12 protein-coding genes and 1 riboswitch are annotated in these 17,769 nt (G+C 32.4%); of the genes, 2 read left to right on the forward strand and 10 right to left on the reverse strand.

Features of this window, described 5'->3' with window-relative positions:
- Nucleotides 1-52 precede the first annotated feature (52 nt).
- Nucleotides 53-529 carry a hypothetical protein gene (locus tag C661_RS0109060; RefSeq protein ID WP_017414999.1) on the reverse strand — a complete coding sequence of 159 codons (477 nt, stop codon included), beginning with the start codon at nucleotides 527-529 and terminating at the stop codon, nucleotides 53-55.
- A 337-nt stretch (nucleotides 530-866) separates the two neighbouring features.
- Between C661_RS0109060 and C661_RS0109065 the strand changes: the two genes are divergently transcribed.
- The gene (locus C661_RS0109065) at nucleotides 867-1,061 is read left to right on the forward strand and encodes an alpha/beta-type small acid-soluble spore protein (protein WP_017415000.1); all 195 of its coding nucleotides are present in this window, start codon (nucleotides 867-869) and stop codon (nucleotides 1,059-1,061) included.
- 67 nt (nucleotides 1,062-1,128) lie between these two features.
- On the opposite strand, the gene C661_RS0109070 is transcribed toward C661_RS0109065, so the two are convergent.
- Complete coding sequence (locus tag C661_RS0109070; protein ID WP_017415001.1) at nucleotides 1,129-1,581, reverse strand: hypothetical protein; 453 nt, start codon at nucleotides 1,579-1,581, stop codon at nucleotides 1,129-1,131.
- A gap of 341 nt (nucleotides 1,582-1,922) precedes the next feature.
- Here C661_RS0109070 and C661_RS0109075 point away from each other — a divergent pair, with 341 nt between their 5' ends.
- The gene (locus C661_RS0109075) at nucleotides 1,923-2,837 is read left to right on the forward strand and encodes a radical SAM protein (RefSeq protein WP_017415002.1); all 915 of its coding nucleotides are present in this window, start codon (nucleotides 1,923-1,925) and stop codon (nucleotides 2,835-2,837) included.
- A 169-nt stretch (nucleotides 2,838-3,006) separates the two neighbouring features.
- Here the strand turns inward: C661_RS0109075 and C661_RS0109080 are convergent, their stop codons facing one another.
- The 8 genes from C661_RS0109080 to C661_RS0109115 all read right to left on the reverse strand — a co-directional run bounded on the left by C661_RS0109080 (nucleotide 3,007) and on the right by C661_RS0109115 (nucleotide 17,596).
- The gene (locus tag C661_RS0109080) at nucleotides 3,007-4,806 is read right to left on the reverse strand and encodes a heme NO-binding domain-containing protein (protein ID WP_017415003.1); all 1,800 of its coding nucleotides are present in this window, start codon (nucleotides 4,804-4,806) and stop codon (nucleotides 3,007-3,009) included.
- 323 nt (nucleotides 4,807-5,129) lie between these two features.
- Nucleotides 5,130-6,623, reverse strand: coding sequence for a sensor histidine kinase (locus C661_RS0109085; RefSeq protein WP_017415004.1), 1,494 nt, complete (start codon nucleotides 6,621-6,623; stop codon nucleotides 5,130-5,132).
- Nucleotides 6,620-7,318 (reverse strand): response regulator transcription factor, encoded by a 699-nt coding sequence (locus C661_RS0109090; protein WP_017415005.1) that lies wholly within the window; start codon nucleotides 7,316-7,318, stop codon nucleotides 6,620-6,622. Before C661_RS0109090 ends, C661_RS0109085 begins: the two co-directional genes overlap by 4 nt.
- 299 nt (nucleotides 7,319-7,617) lie before the next feature.
- Nucleotides 7,618-9,417, reverse strand: coding sequence for a S8 family peptidase (locus C661_RS21560; protein WP_017415006.1), 1,800 nt, complete (start codon nucleotides 9,415-9,417; stop codon nucleotides 7,618-7,620).
- A gap of 209 nt (nucleotides 9,418-9,626) precedes the next feature.
- Nucleotides 9,627-11,918: an MASE3 domain-containing protein gene (locus C661_RS21565; RefSeq protein WP_017415007.1), complete on the reverse strand. Its 2,292-nt coding sequence runs from the start codon at nucleotides 11,916-11,918 to the stop codon at nucleotides 9,627-9,629.
- A 329-nt stretch (nucleotides 11,919-12,247) separates the two neighbouring features.
- Nucleotides 12,248-13,027 (reverse strand): hypothetical protein, encoded by a 780-nt coding sequence (locus C661_RS22715; protein WP_017415008.1) that lies wholly within the window; start codon nucleotides 13,025-13,027, stop codon nucleotides 12,248-12,250.
- Between the two features lie 6 nt (nucleotides 13,028-13,033).
- Nucleotides 13,034-13,268: riboswitch (cyclic di-AMP (ydaO/yuaA leader) on the reverse strand.
- 677 nt (nucleotides 13,269-13,945) lie between these two features.
- Nucleotides 13,946-15,433 carry a peptidoglycan-binding domain-containing protein gene (locus tag C661_RS0109110; protein WP_017415009.1) on the reverse strand — a complete coding sequence of 496 codons (1,488 nt, stop codon included), beginning with the start codon at nucleotides 15,431-15,433 and terminating at the stop codon, nucleotides 13,946-13,948.
- 213 nt (nucleotides 15,434-15,646) lie between these two features.
- Nucleotides 15,647-17,596: a S8 family peptidase gene (locus C661_RS0109115; RefSeq protein WP_017415010.1), complete on the reverse strand. Its 1,950-nt coding sequence runs from the start codon at nucleotides 17,594-17,596 to the stop codon at nucleotides 15,647-15,649.
- Between the last annotated feature and the right edge of the window lie 173 nt (nucleotides 17,597-17,769).

Consider the following 17,769-nt stretch of genomic DNA (forward strand, 5'->3'; position numbering starts at 1 on the left):
GAAACCTAAAGATTTTTATAGTTTTATAGTTATTGGTAAAGTCCTTTTTATTTTATAATTTATTTTTTAAATTCCAATGTACAACATTTTTTCTAAGTTCTTCAATTTCAATTCTAATTGCTTTAACTACCCTAGTATATAGAAAGTAGAACATTCCAGCTAGTATCAAGTATTTAGCTAAATATTGAAAACTACTTTGAATCCGACTTAATAAAATATCCCTATAAGCATTTGCATTTTCCCCTACTATCCCAATTGCTTCTAACCCTACTCTTCCTATTGTTTCTAATTCATCAATGGCATATCCGTTATATAAGGCTGTAATAGCTGAACTACCTGATAAGTATACTACAGCTATTGCAAAAATATATAATCCAATATTCCTCCACACTTTTTCACTACTGCAGTGATTAATAAAAGCATTTTTAAAAAGCTTCACTACAATAAGACCGAATACTATTAATGCTATTATGATTAGTAAAGTGTTACAAATCTTTAGTAAAAGATAATTTTCCCAAATGCCAGACATAAACTTACCCCCCTATTTTATACCCTTATAAGATTATGAGTTATGTAAAAAACTCTATTTATATTACCATTATACCATATTCTTACATAACTACAATAAAGTTGACAGAATATATTGAATTTTTTTGTTACATTATTTTGGTTTGCTTTCCATAAGGTTCATAGTTTAAATGATAGATATTCGCATATAATAATAACACTTAGTTACAAAGAACTAAAGTTAATATTTGATTATAACTAAATGTACCTTGGTTCTCCAGAGCTTTTGAGTAGGGATAAAACTATTTCTATCATTAGCTTATAACTAAGAAATTTATACAATAAAGGAGGAATTTAATATGTCAAACAGAAGCAATAGAGTATTAGTTCCAGAGGCTAGAGAAGGATTAAACAGATTCAAAATGGAAGCTGCGAAAGAAGTAGGAGTAAACTTAAAAGATGGTTACAATGGAGACCTAACTTCTAGAGAAGCAGGTTCAATAGGCGGACAAATGGTTAAAAGAATGGTTGAAGCTTACGAAAAAAACCTATAATTTAAAACATTACCCCCTGAGGAAACTTTCCCCTGGGGGTATTATATTGGCACTTTCAAATGCCTTATTAAAATTTATTTTTAAGATTCCAATGCACTACCTTTTCCCTTAACCTCTCAATTTCAAGATTTATTGACTTAGCTACTCTTGTATAGAGGAAGTAAACAACTCCTAATTGAATTAACTTATTAATAGTATATTGAAAATTTCCTTGAACTTGCTTTATAAACATTACCTTATATGAAGCTCCTTTTTCCAAGGCCTCTATTGCTCCTTGTAATTCTAGAATAATATATCCATTACCTATGGCTGATATTAATGCTACTCCTGAAAGATAAACTATAGAAAATCCACAAATATATAAAGCGATATTTTTCCAGACACTTTCACTGCTAGAATGATTCCCAAGAAGGCTTTTAAAAAACTTCACTATAATAGAGAGAAATGTAACTAAAGCTATTATAATAAAAATAGAGTTCCCGATTCTAAGTAAAAAGCAATTTTCCCATATACCTGACATATAGTATCCTCCTATTAGATTGTTACCAATACTGTGGCCTTATGTAAAAATATAACTTAATACTAATATACTATTATTTCCTTAGATTATGTTTCCGCTTTTGGCTTTTTTGTGAATTAATGTACTAAAATCTACAGCACCCAACCTTCAGGATCTTTATTAAATCCTATGCTATAATATATAATTTTCCTTATGCTAAAGATATGTTATTATAATACCAAACCAATTTACCTATTGCTTATAAAGTATTAGGTAGTGAATTTATCATGGTTAATAATAGCTATATTATTAACAGTTTATTAGTCATTAATTATAAAGATAAAAAAGGAGAAAACTTATAAATGCCTAACAATATAATCTTAGACAACTTAAACTATTGCAATATATGTCCTAGAAATTGTAATGCTAATAGAACTTCTCCAAACCTTGGAGTTTGCAAAAGTTCCCTTACCTTAAAAATTGCTAAAGCCTACCCTCATATGTGGGAAGAACCATGTATTTCTGGTGAAAAAGGTTCTGGAACTGTCTTTTTTTCTAATTGCAATTTAAGCTGTGTGTTTTGCCAAAACCATGAAATAAGTCATGAGGCTAAGGGTAAGGAAATTACTACCCAAAGACTTAGTGAAATTTTTCTTGAGCTTGAGGAAAGAGGCTGCCACAACATCAACTTGGTTAATCCTTCTCACTATGCTCTTCAAATTATAGAAGGGATAAACCTATCTAGAAAATTCGGATTAAAAATCCCTATTGTTTATAACTCTAATGGTTATGAAAAAGTGGAAACTATCAAAGCCTTAGAAGGCTATATTCAAATTTATATCCCAGATTTAAAATATTTTAATGATAAGTATGCAATAAAGTATTCAAAGGCTCCAAACTACTTTAATATAGCCTCAAAGGCCATAGAGGAAATGGCAACCCAAATAGGAGAGCCACAATTTGATGAAAATGGTATGATGAAAAAAGGGGTTATAGTAAGACATTTGATGCTTCCAGGTCTATTATTTGACTCAAAAAAAGTAGTGGATTACATTTATAAAACCTTTGGTGATTCTGTATACTTAAGTCTAATGAATCAGTACACTCCTATGTATGGTGCTAAAGATTTTCCTGAAATTAATAGGACTTTAAATCCAAAGCATTATGATAGCTTAATTGATTGCTGTTTAGAGCTTGGATATAAAAATGCCTTTATACAAGAAAGTGGTACTTCCTCAGAAGTTTATGTGCCAGACTTTAACTTAAGTGGTGTATAGTTTTAAATCTTTCGGAAACATTTTACACTAAGTCCTTATTTATTTTACTTCCGAGAAAATTATTAAAAAACTAATTAGTTCCTATACAATTGTATTTAAACCTTTATTCTCTATGCTTATTTTAAGTAAGCAAAGCTCTCCAGAAAAATTTTCTCTGGAGAGCTTTTAATTAAAATTTATATTTATCTAAGTCCTCTTTAAAGTACTGAGCAATCTTTTTAAACTCATTAACTGACTGAATTAAATGTCTAATTTCCTCTGTGTAAGAACTTACATTTGCACTTACTTCTTCTGTAGAAGCTGAGTTCTCTTCTGCTATAGCAGCAAGAGATTCTATAGTTTCATACATTGTAGCAATAGACTTAGCTTCTTTATCTAAATCATTTATAGTTTCAATCATAGATTTAGAAACTGTTCTTACAGACATAGTGGATTCATAGCTTACTTTTCTAATTTCTTCTAAGCCTTTAGTTTCATGTTGAAGAGTATCATATTGTTCTTCAATGTTATCTACTAAACCATCAATATCTTGCACAAACTGTACTAGGTTTGAATTAATTTCTTCTACAGCCTTCTTAGTTTGCTCTGCAAGTTTTCTTACTTCCTCAGCAACTACAGCAAAGCCTCTGCCCTGCTCACCAGCTCTTGCAGCCTCTATTGAAGCATTTAATGCTAGCAGATTTGTTTGATCAGAAATTTGGGCAACTATAGAAACTATGTTAGTTATGTCTTTAGCCTTATCCCCAAGTTGGACGCCTTTAACCTTAACTTCTTGGAAATTGTTTAAAGTTTTTTCTATATTGTTACTTACAGACTCAACTTTATCAAAGCTTGAATTGATTTTTTCAATAGTTCCTTCTAACTCTTCTTTATTATTGTTTTCACTATCTACAATAACTTTAAGGGCATTTATATTATCATTTAAGATAGACGCTGCTTGTTCTGTATTTTGAGCTTGATCTACAGAGGTGCTAGCCACTTGCTCCACTACCTGAGAAATTTCATTAGAAGTCTTGTCCATATTATCTGAAATCTTTCCAAGTTTCTCAGAGAAGTCTCTCATTTCCTCGGTAATACCATTAAATACCACAAAATCAGAACTCATGCTCTTCATATGAGTTTTAATACTTGTGAAAATATCTTCAAAGATATCCTTTGTAATTATATCTCTATCTTCAAAGAATATATTATTATTTAGTTTATCCCCTAATCTTACTAAGTCCTTTGTTGGCTTAAGCAGTAATCCTACTCCAACCAAAGTAGCTATTGAGGATACTCCTGTTAAAATCAGTGCTTTAACTATATTATCAACTCCTAGAACACCTAAAGAAGTCAATAAGGTTACTAAAAAAGTGACTACGGTAGCCTTTCCTGCTATAGATTTAATGAAACCTAAGGATGTTATTTTGTTAAATAAGTAAGATTTCTTTTGATAAATATCCTCACTAAAGGTTATTTTAATTTCCATAGAGTCCTCATTTTTCTTCTCTATGTTATATTCATACTTTTCATTAAAGTATGCAAAACTCCCCTCCAGCATTCCTAAGAAATAATCGAACATTCCTCTCTTAGACTGGTATTTCATCACCGCTTCTCTTGAAGACACAGGCTTAATATCTACCACTGGAGGCTTTGCTCCAGGAATTTTTTGTGTCATAACAGTATGTATATCATAAAGGGATTTTAAAAATCCATATGTTCTTTCGTGTTTAAAAAACACTGGATAAACCTTAGCAAAGGAGTTAATATTATCATTACCAATGGCTCTCCATAGCTGTTCTGTGCTAACATTTTGACTAGATGACATCTTCTCCATAAATCTTTTTATATCGCTATCATTTACATCTTCTACTGGAGAAAATACTCTTCCACTTCCCCAACCAACATATTCCATGGTGCTATCCACACTGGAATCTCCATACAGTTTTCTACAAGTTTGCATCCAAACGGACACTACTGTTCCTTTCATCTTTATCCCCTCATTTCATTAATTAAAAATTTCTGTTTAATACTTATTAGTAAGTAATCTTATAGTTTGAAAACATTCCTTAAACATAAGTTCATTGTTCAATTAAATTAATAACTTTAAATAAATAAAATTAATCAATAATCAATTGTAAATAATAATAATAATTATTACTCAATAATATAGTATCAAAACTTTCCACTATTGTATATTATTTATTTAAAATAAAATTACTTGTAAACTAAGTTATCTAGCACCTAAAAAACTTAGGGAAGACTTAAGCTTTGAATCTTATCTGCATTAATTGTTCCAAATACTAGGCTTACTTAAGCTTCTCTATCCATAGAAAAATAAAACATGACTCCTTGTTCAGTATTTTTAACTCCATAGGTTCCTTTATGCAACTCTATAATTTTTTTAACTATAGATAACCCAAGACCAGTGCCCCCAAATTTTCGGCTTCTTGATTTATCTCCTTTATAAAACTTATCCCAAATCTTACTTAGAGCCTCTTCTTCAATATGTCCCCCACTATTTTCAAAATACACAAAGCCTTTTTCCTGTTGCACCTTTGTACTTATCCAAATATGCCCTCCTATATTTGTATGTCTTATAGCATTGGTTAAAAAATTTGTAACTACTTGCTCTAATTTAAAACAATCACCCTTTAATTTTAAGTTATCTGCTAAATCCATATGAACATCTATGTTTTTTTCTAGAATTGAAGGCATTAATCTTCTTATAGTACCCTCTATAATTTGTCCAATATCACAGATGTCCGTTTTTAAAATTATATTTTCACTCTCAAGGGTAGATAGCTCTAGCATATCCTTCACTAAATTACCCATTTTATCGGACTCACTGATAATTACATCCAGGGAGTAATCCATTTCTTCCTTAGAAAACATATCATCCTTAATGCCCTCTGCATAACCCTTAATCAAAGTAATAGGTGTTTTTAATTCATGGGATACGTCAGCAATGAACTCTTTCCTCATGGTCTCTAGCTTTCTCTCTTTATCAATATCTCTTCTTAGTTTTGTGTTAGCACTTTGAAGCGAATTTAAAGAAAGTTGAAGTTCTGAAGATAGAAAATTAAGGGAGTTTGCAAGACTTCCTATTTCATCTTCTGAATCCACTAGGCACTTTTCACTAAAATCTAAGTGAGCCATTTTCATTGCCACCTTATTAATTCTTTTAAGAGGCCTAGTTATCATTCTAGTGAAAACTAACGATAAAAATACTATTACCACTATTGCTGCTATATAAAAGTACTTATAAAATATTTCGATAACTCCTACCGCTTCCTTTATAGATTGCATAGAAGTAAATCCTAGAACTATCTGGGAATCTTGTATTATTACTGAAACTAAACTTTTTGTATCAGTTTTTTGGTCCGTTACTCCAAAAGTAATTTTACCTTTATTACTTAACTCTTGTTGTAATTCACTATTATACTTAAATTCATTTACAATGTTTCTAACCATTGTTTGCTTATCAGTATCTATTTTCTTGTGTCCTGTATTAAACACTATGGTAATGTTATTTTCGGTATCAACTATAGCCATAAAAGTATTGTATTTATCTTCATATTCCTTCATGGCTATTAAAATTTCTTCTTCACTTTTAGCCATGGCTAAGGTTTGCTTAAATTTGCCCACATTAGCTTCAATATCCGCCTTTTTCTTGTTATAGTACATTTTTTCAAAAAACACTCTCTGAGTTATAAGGGTAAATGCTAAAAAAGAGATAAATATAATTATGGTTATAAAAAATAACTTCCTTGTTATGCTATTCTTAACTGTAATTTCTGGCCTCATATTTCACCGTCCCCTTGGAACTTATACCCAAACCCTCTCACAGTAGTAATTAAATTGGCACTTTCCTTTAACTTTTCTCTTAGTCTTTTCACTGTGGTATCTACTACTCTTAAATCACCCTCAAAGTCGTATCCCCAAATGGCGGTTAAAATTTGCTCCCTTGTTAGTACTATGCCTTTATTGTTTACAAAGTAAATAAGAAGAGAGAATTCCGTCGGTGATAAGTTAAGTTCTTCCTTATTCAAAACCACTTTGTGAGCCTTTTCACTAATGTATAAACTGCCAAAGACTAAACCCTCTAAGTTCTTATGTTGATCCTTACCTTCGTTTCCATAAATCCTCTTGATTTGTGCCTTAACTTTAGCAACCAAGACCTTAGGACTAAAAGGTTTAGTTTCATAATTATCTGCTCCAAACCCAAGAGCAAAAAGCTTATCTTCATCTTCCGCCCTAGCACTGAGCATCATTACTGGAACATTGCTATCTTTTCTTAAGATTTTTAAAGTTTCGAAGCCATCCATTACTGGCATCATTATGTCCATCACTACAAAATCTATTTGATTACTCTTAACTATATTTAAGGCTTCTACTCCATTATCTGCCTGATAAATCTCAAAGCCTTCTTTTCTTAAGTACACAGCTAAAAGATTTCTTATATTATCTTCATCATCCACAATCAAAATTGACTTATTCAATAAACTCACCTCTCCTATTATAATTAATATAAATTAATGAGTACTTTATCCATTTCCTTATATTGCCCACCATGTCTCCTAACATTTATACATCAATGTATTTTAAAATTATTATATAATTTTTAGCTAAATATTTTCACTTATAATTATAGACTATTTTTATGTCATATTCGTGTTAATTAATAAAATTATATTTCGAAATCCTCATTTCCCCTATTAGCTCATAATTATCTAAAAATTAAATACTCCAAAGGTATACCTATGGAGTACTTATGATAAATTATTAAATCGGACTTGTCTTATAAAACCCCTAAAGTTTGGTATAGTTTTCTGAAATCTAACATTCCATACCCACACTGAGGATTAGGGTAAGTCACGCCCTCCACTTCTATTACACTCTTTATAATGTAACTTCTTATTTTAGGTGTAAATAAATTTTTATCATTACCTTGAACAAGCCCCCATTGCATAATTAGAGCTACTGCTCCACACAGAATAGCCCCTGCTGCTGCCGCTCCACTAATTACAATATCTTTTCCTTCTAATCCCGTTGTTAATATATCCGTACCTCCAGTACATATATCCGGTTTAATCCTTCCATCCCTAGTAAATCCTCTTCCTGACATAGGTACTGGCACTTTTGTCTTGCTATCATAATAGGAGGTAGCTAATACATTTACTGCAGTAGAAGGTAGCCTTAAAGTTATAAATGGGTCATTAATTAGAAACTTTGTATTTTCATAGAGTAGATATCTTTGAAATAACCAAACATCATATCTTCCGTTTACTATATAATCACCGTACACATTTACTTTCCAAACTCCACTTTGTACATTTCTAATTAGTACACCAACATACTGATCCCCATTTGTAAAGGATACATGGTATCTTACCGTTGCCACACTACTACCGATTTGAATCCTTACCTCTTCTCCTTCTGTAAAAATTGCTGGGATTCTACCTGTTCCATTTCCATTTGGCGGTGTAAGTCCTATGCTTATCTTATCAGGTCTCTTTGCCCAAATAATAAAGTAAAGATCCTTTTGCCTTGGATCTACACTTATTTCGATTATCTGTTCCTTTCCTGTAGCGGATATCACTCCACTAGTATGAGTGTTGGCCATAGCCTCAGCTCCAGTATTTCCAACTGCCTCTAAACCTCTTCTTTGAATTAAAGAATCAATGAATCTTTCTATAGGACCATCACCATCATGTCCCCCTATGTTGCTTCCGAAGGGAGTGTATATTACCATTGGTTTATTCTCCTTGATTTGAAGTTCTGAAAGGTATAGTAGTGCGGTGCGAATATCTGCACTTTCGTATACGTCTACACCCTCCTTATCTATTCCATTTAATTCCAAAGTGCTCTTTTTGGCATTTTTTAATTTTACAATAGCAAATTCACACCTTGGCGCTGCACTTACTAATAAGTCTTTTGGGTCTAGCTTTCTTCCTCCTATAATCCCTGCAATTGAAGTACCATTTCCTTTTTCATCTCTATGATTAACAATTGAGTAAGGATCTCCTTCATTGTTCTTTAACTTTATTGCATCATTTATGTTCTCACTAGAAAATTCAGTACCATAAGCAATTGAGCTAGGTTTAGGTCCTTGTTGCAAGGTTTGATCCCATATAGCTATAACCCTGGTGTTTCCAGTAATATCTGTAAACCTAGGATTTAAATAGTCTATCCCTGTGCTAATAATTCCAACAATAACCCCTTCCCCGTTTAAACTTGAATTTGTTCCCTCCATAAAATTATAGTAGCTATTTGTGTCAACGACTTCACTTGGAGATAGGGTATACGGAAAACTATTTTCCACATAAATAATTTCAGGAATATCATCAAGAAGTCTATTTAGTTCCCCTTTAGGTACAGCAACTAAAGCAAATACTGGTCCTGTAACTGTAATTGCAGCATAATCTATCTTTTCAAAGGCCTTTAAAATATCTCCTGTATATTCTATAGTATAAGTTTCATAATCATCGCTTAAATAAAATTCCGTAAATTTATCGTTACTTTCTCTATATTTATTACAGTATGACTCCATATAATTATGTTCTTGCATTCCGTTAAAACTTCTAGGGTCTACAAACACTTCAATCCCCCCACTCTATTCTATATATCTATTTTATGTGGCTTTTAGACTTTTGTTATAAAAAAGTACACTAGAGTTAAAAAATCTCTAGTGTACCCTATATTATAGTTATTGGAATTTATCCTTTGTATTATTAATAAGATTGCACAGCTCCCTTAACTTTTATTAATCCTTAACGTCCATAAAGGTTATCTTATAATCATTTTAACCTAAACAATTTCTGCTAAATCTTCATGTGTTATACAAGGTATAGTAATGGTAAAGATTGTACCCTTATCAATTTCACTTTCCACATTAATCTTGCCCTTGTGATTTTTAATTATCTCATAACAGGCATTTAGTCCTAATCCTGTGCCATTTTTTTTAGTTGTAAAAAAAGGCATACCAATTTTGGATAAGTTGTTTTTAGAAATTCCTACTCCATTATCTGATATTTTTATAAACAACTCTTCATTTTCTTCCTTTAATCCTATTCCTATGTTTAACACAGCTTCTCCGTTGCCGCACATAGCATCCACTGCATTTTTACACAAATTCAACATTACCTGTTTTAACTGACCTTCATCACAAAGTATATATCTTTCATCGTAATTTAAATTAAAGTTAACCTCTATTCCCTTAGTAATAGTTGAAGTCTCTAAAGTACTTTTTAAAGATACTATTAAATCATTTATTGAGACCTCCTCCATAACAGCTTGACTAGGCTTAGACATAGTTAACAAATTACTTATTATTTTATTAACTTCATTTGTATTACTATTAATTTTTTCCGCATATTCTTTAATCTTCTCTTCTTTAGAATAAGCTTGTATAAGTTGACTACAGCCCTTTATTGTGGTTAAAAAATTTCTTGTTTCATGAACTATAGTAGCAGACATTTGCCCTAAAAGAGCCAATTTCTCTTGGTTAATTAACTTTTGTCGATTTTCCTTTTCGTTAGTTATATCTTGAATTATGCAAGCTCCTCCAACCTTTTCTTTTTCAATGTTATAAATCATCGATACCTTTATTAAAACATTTTTCCTTATTCCATTTTCACAATCAAAAAAACCTTCATACAGTTCTTCAACTAACATATTATTTTCATACTTGCTATCCAATAATTTCTTCTTGCCATTTAGCATTTCTACAAGCTCATCAATATTCATTTTAATAATGTCTATATCTTCTCTATGAATTAAATTTATGAAGGCCATATTATGAGCAGTAATCCTATTCTTATTATCTAATATCACTGAAGGGATTCCTATAGAATTTAAAATTGTTTGAGTTTGTAGGTTTAAGTTTGCAATTTGTTGCTCTGCCTTTACATCATTGAAGAATACTAGTGCCCCACTATTTATTCTATGAGCATTAACCAATAGCTTCACATTATTCCCTTTAGAATTTCGATAGGTTCTTATAACTCCATTTATACTACTCTCATTCTCTAGAACTTGTTCAACTATTGCTTGTTCTTCATTTTTTTCATCCTTAGGGATAACTTTAAAAAACTCCTCTGGACTTAACCCTACAAGATCATCACGGCTCCAGCCAATTACCTCCTGGAACTTTTTATTTGCAAAAGATAATTTATTGCTTTCGTCATAAGTAACTAAGGCTATCGGAATAGCATCCAAAATATCTATTAGTTTGTCATTTACTTCTTCTACTTTTCTGTGAGGGTACTTTACAGCACTCTCAAAGATTCCTCTATAAAGGAAGTGATAACTTGCAATTTTTATAACATGTCCATATAACATTAAAAAGGAATTTGCTGAATTCATTGATATAAATATCACTTCATTGACAATCATTACACATAAGCTCAAAAATACATACTTTAAACTTAATCTTTCGTCTAAGGCTTTATTTTTATGAAGCTTAATTAAAGTTAAAATTAATAAAGCAATCACTGTTATTTCAAGAATAATTTTAGTACTAGTACCTCTATTTCCTGTGTAAAGAGTAAAAAAAGGCTTATTATATAACAAATACCAAATAACTAATACAAATACCATTGATAGGATAGCTGATATATGCTTTCCTTTATTAGGATTAGCCTGCCTTTTACTTAGCCTAGCAAGACAACTACATTTCACACTTTGCTGTAATTCCAGTAAACAACTAAGGATAAATAGAATTAATCCTTGAACTAGTCTACTCATCATCCAAAACTTCAGCGCCAAGTCATTAGGAATATTGCTATACTTATAGATACTCTCATAATAATAAATATGAAGTAGATCAAAAGAAGAAATAATTAAAAATCCAAACCCAATCATCCTATTACTCAAGTTTTCGTAATCATAGGTATTCCAACTTAACAAAAAAGTAGAAATTCCTACAAATACACAGGCTAACCCCATTAAAGAATGAATTAAGTGTTCATTTCCTACCCATAAGAATTTCCATATAATTAAAGATAATATATAAGCAAAGCTAATTATAAAAGTTATTATTACTGCTGATTTTTTGTGCATTTCTTGAATATCTTTCCTTTTTAAATCCATATTATTCATAGTCCCCCCCCAAAAAAGCCTAGAATCCATGGCATCTACTATAAAATATAAATATTAACCGTATATAACATATTTTACTACAAAATTACAAAAATAGAACTAATATATTAAGAATTTTCAGCATAATTTGCTACAGTTGTCTTTCATCCTACACCTATGTAGATACAACAAAAAATCCCCTGAAGTTTCCAGAGGATTTTTTGTTGTATTCTGCTAGTTTATATATAAATTAAACTTCAAATCTTACACTTTTTTCATGTTAATGCTTCCACTAAATAGCTTTCTTAAATTTAAGCAAACTATTTTTGTTAAAACATAAGAGAATGATTTTACTTTGTTCCTGCTGCAATTTCTATAGCTTCTTGATGCTGAGGGTCAACTACTGCCTGAACTTTACCATCCTTATGTCTCTTGCTTCCTAAGAAATGCACATCAAAGACTCCATCCATTCCATTATCTTTAACTAAGTCAAGATTTTGACCTGTTCCATAACCTGCTGATAAGTTAGTAGCTACAGCTAGAGCTGGTGCCGAATCCTTTCCTGCATGAGGCATAGCTGCCATAGATGCAGCAATTCTTCTACCTTCTATATTAACAATAATCGGTCTTCTTTCCCAAGAGAAGCCTCCCCAGATTTCTTTAATTACTTCAGTATCTTCACTGGTTAAAGCTTCACAATCTGCATGATTAGTTCCAAAGGTTCTCTTTATATTAAAAGTTCTTCCAGTATAAACATCTTGGATTTCAGCTACCGCACCTCGTGGAAATATGTATTGAGCTTCTTCCCACCAGTCAAGAGTTTCAATCTTAGGTTTTTGTTTCTCTTTCGAGGCTGCATCACTTTCTGCCTCATTAGAATTTTTTTCTGTTTGTTGCGTTTCAACCTTTTGTGAACTTTGTTCTGTTTTTCCGGCCTCTATATTTTCTTCTGCGTTAACATTTAAACTGTCGTTAAAGGTTCCCCCTCTAGATAATCTTCTATCTTGAGTCACCTGTACCTGTGCCACCGGCTGTACTTCCTTTCTTTCAGAAGCTTTCTCACCTGCCATAATCATTGCACCTATGGACAGTGATGTAGCCAATAAAACACATAAAATATTTCTTTTCATTTTTCTTACTCCTCTCTTAGTGCCTAGGAAGTTAGTTGACGGGTTCGGAAAGAGATACCCTACCTAAATCTATAAAGAATCTTCAAAGTTAAACAATTAAACTTATTCACTAAAGAGTATTTGCTCATTATACACAAAGCTCTGACTCCACGTTTAACCTTAAAACTATCATTACAAATTCTAGGATTCACCCCAAAATAAAATCCTCCCTTGCCAAAATGGCATTAGGCCTACTGAAAATTGTATAAACTACTCCTATAACATTATACTGGAAAAGTTTCTTGATTAAAACCCCCAATTGGTGGAATAGCTTCATACAATTACTACTAAAAATTAAATCCAAAACTTAGTATAAGTAAAAACAAAAAAAATATACACCTATATTCTGTTCCGTGTCGGAGCACGGAACTATTCAATTCTTTCTCACCTCTATCCCGTGACCTGTCTAAGCACGGAACAACCCAATTCCTTCCCACCTCTATTCCGTGATCTGTCTCTGCACGGAACAACCTAATTCATCCTCACCTATATTCCGTGACCTGTCTCCGCACGGGATAACTCAATTCATTTTTCACCTATATTCCGTGACCTGTCGGAGCACGGAACAACCCAATTCCTTCCCACCTCTATTCCGTGACCTGTCGAAGCACAGAACAATTCAATTCCTCCTTACCCATGTCTAACTTTCCATTCCAAGTTATCACAAAGGTTCTATGCACTTACCCATAATTAACATATGAAAAATCCCTCAAGGTGTTGTTACCTCAAGGGACTTGCTTAATAATATTTAGGAATATTAAGTAGTGACTAAATTAAATTTATTTAATTACTTTCCAAGAAAACTTTTCCTTCTATAAACCCTAATTTTACATAATGTCGCAGGTGAACAGGCTGTAGAAGCTATATCTTAAAACACAATTAAATTGGATACTTTATATTAGGAATATTAACCATTCCTTCATAAGGTACTGGTGGATAAAATCTTGCGGTTTCAATAGTTGGCTGTACACTTCTTCTAAGTTCTGCTATTTTACTTACACCAACATAAATATTAGAAATACTATACCAAGTTGCAAGATCTACTATCCCTGTTTGTGGAAGGTTAAATATACTTTGGAAGGTTTTAACTGAATCAGAGGTAGCCTGATCATATTTTCCACTTATTGCCACCTTTTTAATAGCTGGAAAATTTTCAGCTATTTTGTTCAAAAAGGTTTGAACTGTCCTTACTGGTGCTCCTGAGCTACCGATCTTTAAATTAAATCCTGGATAGGATTGTGGTATTCCTGATACTTCTTTTGCTTGAACTAGTTGAATATTTGATCCATAAAAGTTAGTTAGTATTTGATATGGGGTTCTTCCTTGTTCTGCTAAGGATTGGCTTCCCCATTGGGTAAGCCACCCCGGACATTGCACTTGCCTTCCATCACAATACTGCGTAAGTAACGGCTGTTTTGCCCCTGTCCTTTGCACATAGGTAGTGAATAGATCATCAACTATTCTACTAATGTTATCGAATATATTTCTTCCATAAGTAAAGGCATGATCAAAGGCAGTTGAATTGGTTATATCAAACTTATAACCTTTTCCTCTATACCATTCTGTATAAATTCTATTTAAAGTAAAGGACAAAATACAATATATATTAGCTCTAATTGCTTTTTCATCCCAGGTAGCATAAATCTCTGAACTAGCCACATTTTTTATATAATCTCTGAACCTTACTGTGTAGTTAGGTGCCGCTGTATTAGTAGGCACTCCTGTATGCACAATGATAAATTCTGGAACTACTGGTTCAGGAAGTACCACAAAGCCGCTTGGTGGTGGTGGTAATGGTTTGTTTGGGTCTTCTGGAATCTTAGGTGGGAAATTTCCAAATAGCCGATTTGCCGGAACTTCTATAGTTTCGGTAGGCTCAAGAATTTCTCTTCCCCACCAACTCCTTGCTACATTAGTTGTGGTTCCATTTGTTCCTGTGCCATTAGTAGTACCATTAGCCCCTGTTACTCCATTTGGTGTTGTACCACCAGTTGCTCCTCCTGCGCCTCCAGTAGTTGTACCTGCTCCACCTACAGCACCAATTCGTGTTAAATTGCAAATTTGTAGTGCTGTAGTATCGGGAAGTATCTGACAGCCACTAACCTGAAATCTCTCAAAACCCTCCGCCTCAACAATTACATCACAAGTGCTGTAAGGTTGTTGAGTAGTATTGTTTGGGTCAAGTGAAAGTTCTTTAGGTGGCGCAACTAAATCAATAACTTGGGTTTGCCCCGAATTGTCAGTTTGAATTTGAGCTGTTTCCCTATTATATCTTTCTCTCGGAATAACTGTTACCCTTGCATCCCTAATTGGAACATAAGTATTACCTTGAAAAACTTGAACTTTAAGCCTTCCAACATCCGCCATAATATTCTCCTTAACATAATGCTTCATAATATTATATGAGTGTTAATATAAAAAAGTTCAATAATAAAAATAATAAAATCACCCATAAGCTTTCCTATAAAGCTGTGAGTGATTTTTGTAATATATATGGTTCCTTACTTGAAATCTTAATATCTTTATATATAAACTTATCTTAAAGCATTTATCTCTATAAGAAACTTAAATTCAATTTTGTTATATTATTAATCTTTTATACACTTCATAAGGAATATTAAAATACATATTTTCAAGGGTTATACTTTTAAAATAATTCAAACTTTCCCCGAGAATAATATTGTCTGGAAGTCTTCCTAAATTTTTAAACAACTCCTCACAGGTTAATATTCCGTATCCCCAGTCTGGATTAGGATGAATTACACCCTCTTTTTTTATAGTTCCGCGAATTAAATAAGTATAAATTTTAGAAGCGTACAAGTTAGTGTCATTTTTATTTACAATCCCCCACTGAAGCAAAAGTGCTACTGCGCCAGTGAGTATAGCTCCTGCAACGGTGCTTCCACTAGTAATAATATTACTATTATTAAGTCCTGTAGTTAATATATTGGTTCCACCGATAACCACTGTAGGCTTTATTCTTCCATCTCTAGTATATCCTCTACCAGATTCAGCAAGCAAAGTGGTATCTTTTCCATCATAGTAGCCCGTACAAAGTATATTTCTTCCACTGGAGGGTATAGTTAGTGTGGTATATGGATCTGGATTTACAAATCTACTATTCCCTTTTAATAAGTGTCTTTGATGCATCCATACATCATACCTCCCATTAACCACAACCTCTCCAATAAGATTTAACTGCCAAATTCCTCCCTTAATGTTTTTCATCATAAGAATAATAACCTGCTCTCCGCCGCTTTGTTCCTGTATAAAATACTGAATAACAATAGTACTTTCCCCTAGTTTTATTTCTATTTGTCCCTCATCTAATTTAGGTACCTGAATTTTTTCTAACTTTTCTCCTGTTGGAGATATAATTTCCATAGAAATCTTATCTGGCCTAGTAATCCAAATTGATAGGCAGAATTTATTTTCTTTTTCTCCAATTTCTACACTTACTTTACCTACATCACCCTTTTGGGCTAAAATCCCACTAGTATGAGTGGCTGTATCCCCTTCATTACCAGTATTACAAGTTACAACAAAACCCCTTCTCATATTGTAAATATCTATATGCCTCTCTATTGCTGTTTGACCATCATGACCACCACAATTACTTTGAATTGGTAAATAAACCACCATTGGTTTATTTAATCGTTCCTGTAGTAAAGCTAAATATTCAATTGCTGCGGCTACATCAGTACTTTCATAGATGTTAGTTAGCTCCTCACTAACTCCATTGATTTCTAAAGTAGATTTCTTAGCTTCCTTAAGCTTTACAATAGCAAACTCACATTTATGGGCTATACTTGCAATTTCATCTTCGGGTCCTAAATTTGTTGCACCCATAATTCCTGCTATGGCTGTGCCGTGCCCAGTTTCATCCTTATGACTCACTATGGTGTAGGGATCTCCCCCTTGTTTTTTCAACCTTATTGCTTCTTGTATTTTATCCTTTGAGAAAACAGTTCCATATCTTAAAGTTTCAGGGGTAGGTCCCCTTTGTATTGTTTGATCCCAAATTGTTAGTACCCTACTCCTTCCATCTTGAGTCATAAATCTATCACTTAAATAATCTATACCAGTGCCAATTACCCCAACTATTACCCCTTCTCCATTTAAAAATTCAGGTTTTTTAGTAAAAACTTTCATGCTACTACCTTCATTAACAATCTTTAAATCTGAAAGAGTGAAGGGATAACTTTTTTCTATATTAGTAATTTGTGGTACTGCCTTAAGTAGCTCCTGAAGTTTTCCCTTCCTTACTGCTATAGCTGCAAAATAACTTTGTCCTGCTGCATACCCTCTAGCATAGCTTATGGGTTCTAGAGCCTTTAAAATGTCTCCGTTGTATTGAATAATATAATTTTCATAATCCTCACTCATGTAAAACTCAAGAAATTTCGATTTACCTATACTATAATGTTCTCGCTTTAAAATACTATCTTCAACTGAACTTACTTTAGTTTTTATATTTTTATTTAAACCCTCATAATTTTCTTCTTCGTACTTCAAGTTGTCAATGTGCATACATCTTTCATCCCCTTATCCCTTACTAACTAAAATCTCAAATCAAAGGTTCTAAGCATCTAACCTTCATTCAACTATACTTTAGCAACATTGAAACCTTCGCAATAGGTTAACTTTAATATTCTAACTTTTGTTGTTAACACCCCTTAAGTAAAGAATATGACCTTACTTTA

Origin of the sequence: Clostridium tunisiense TJ (genome assembly GCF_000300195.1) — a bacterium.
Taxonomy (GTDB): domain Bacteria; phylum Bacillota; class Clostridia; order Clostridiales; family Clostridiaceae; genus Clostridium_J; species Clostridium_J tunisiense.

What these genes read in the sequence shown, in the direction of transcription:
- C661_RS0109060 (WP_017414999.1), bottom strand. Translation starts at nt 529, where the DNA reads ATGTCTGGCATTTGGGAAAATTATCTTTTACTAAAGATTTGTAACACT.
- C661_RS0109065 (WP_017415000.1), top strand. Translation starts at nt 867, where the DNA reads ATGTCAAACAGAAGCAATAGAGTATTAGTTCCAGAGGCTAGAGAAGGA.
- C661_RS0109070 (WP_017415001.1), bottom strand. Translation starts at nt 1,581, where the DNA reads ATGTCAGGTATATGGGAAAATTGCTTTTTACTTAGAATCGGGAACTCT.
- C661_RS0109075 (WP_017415002.1), top strand. Translation starts at nt 1,923, where the DNA reads ATGCCTAACAATATAATCTTAGACAACTTAAACTATTGCAATATATGT.
- C661_RS0109080 (WP_017415003.1), bottom strand. Translation starts at nt 4,806, where the DNA reads ATGAAAGGAACAGTAGTGTCCGTTTGGATGCAAACTTGTAGAAAACTG.
- C661_RS0109085 (WP_017415004.1), bottom strand. Translation starts at nt 6,623, where the DNA reads ATGAGGCCAGAAATTACAGTTAAGAATAGCATAACAAGGAAGTTATTT.
- C661_RS21565 (WP_017415007.1), bottom strand. Translation starts at nt 11,918, where the DNA reads ATGAATAATATGGATTTAAAAAGGAAAGATATTCAAGAAATGCACAAA.
- C661_RS22715 (WP_017415008.1), bottom strand. Translation starts at nt 13,027, where the DNA reads ATGAAAAGAAATATTTTATGTGTTTTATTGGCTACATCACTGTCCATA.
- C661_RS0109110 (WP_017415009.1), bottom strand. Translation starts at nt 15,433, where the DNA reads ATGGCGGATGTTGGAAGGCTTAAAGTTCAAGTTTTTCAAGGTAATACT.
- C661_RS0109115 (WP_017415010.1), bottom strand. Translation starts at nt 17,596, where the DNA reads ATGCACATTGACAACTTGAAGTACGAAGAAGAAAATTATGAGGGTTTA.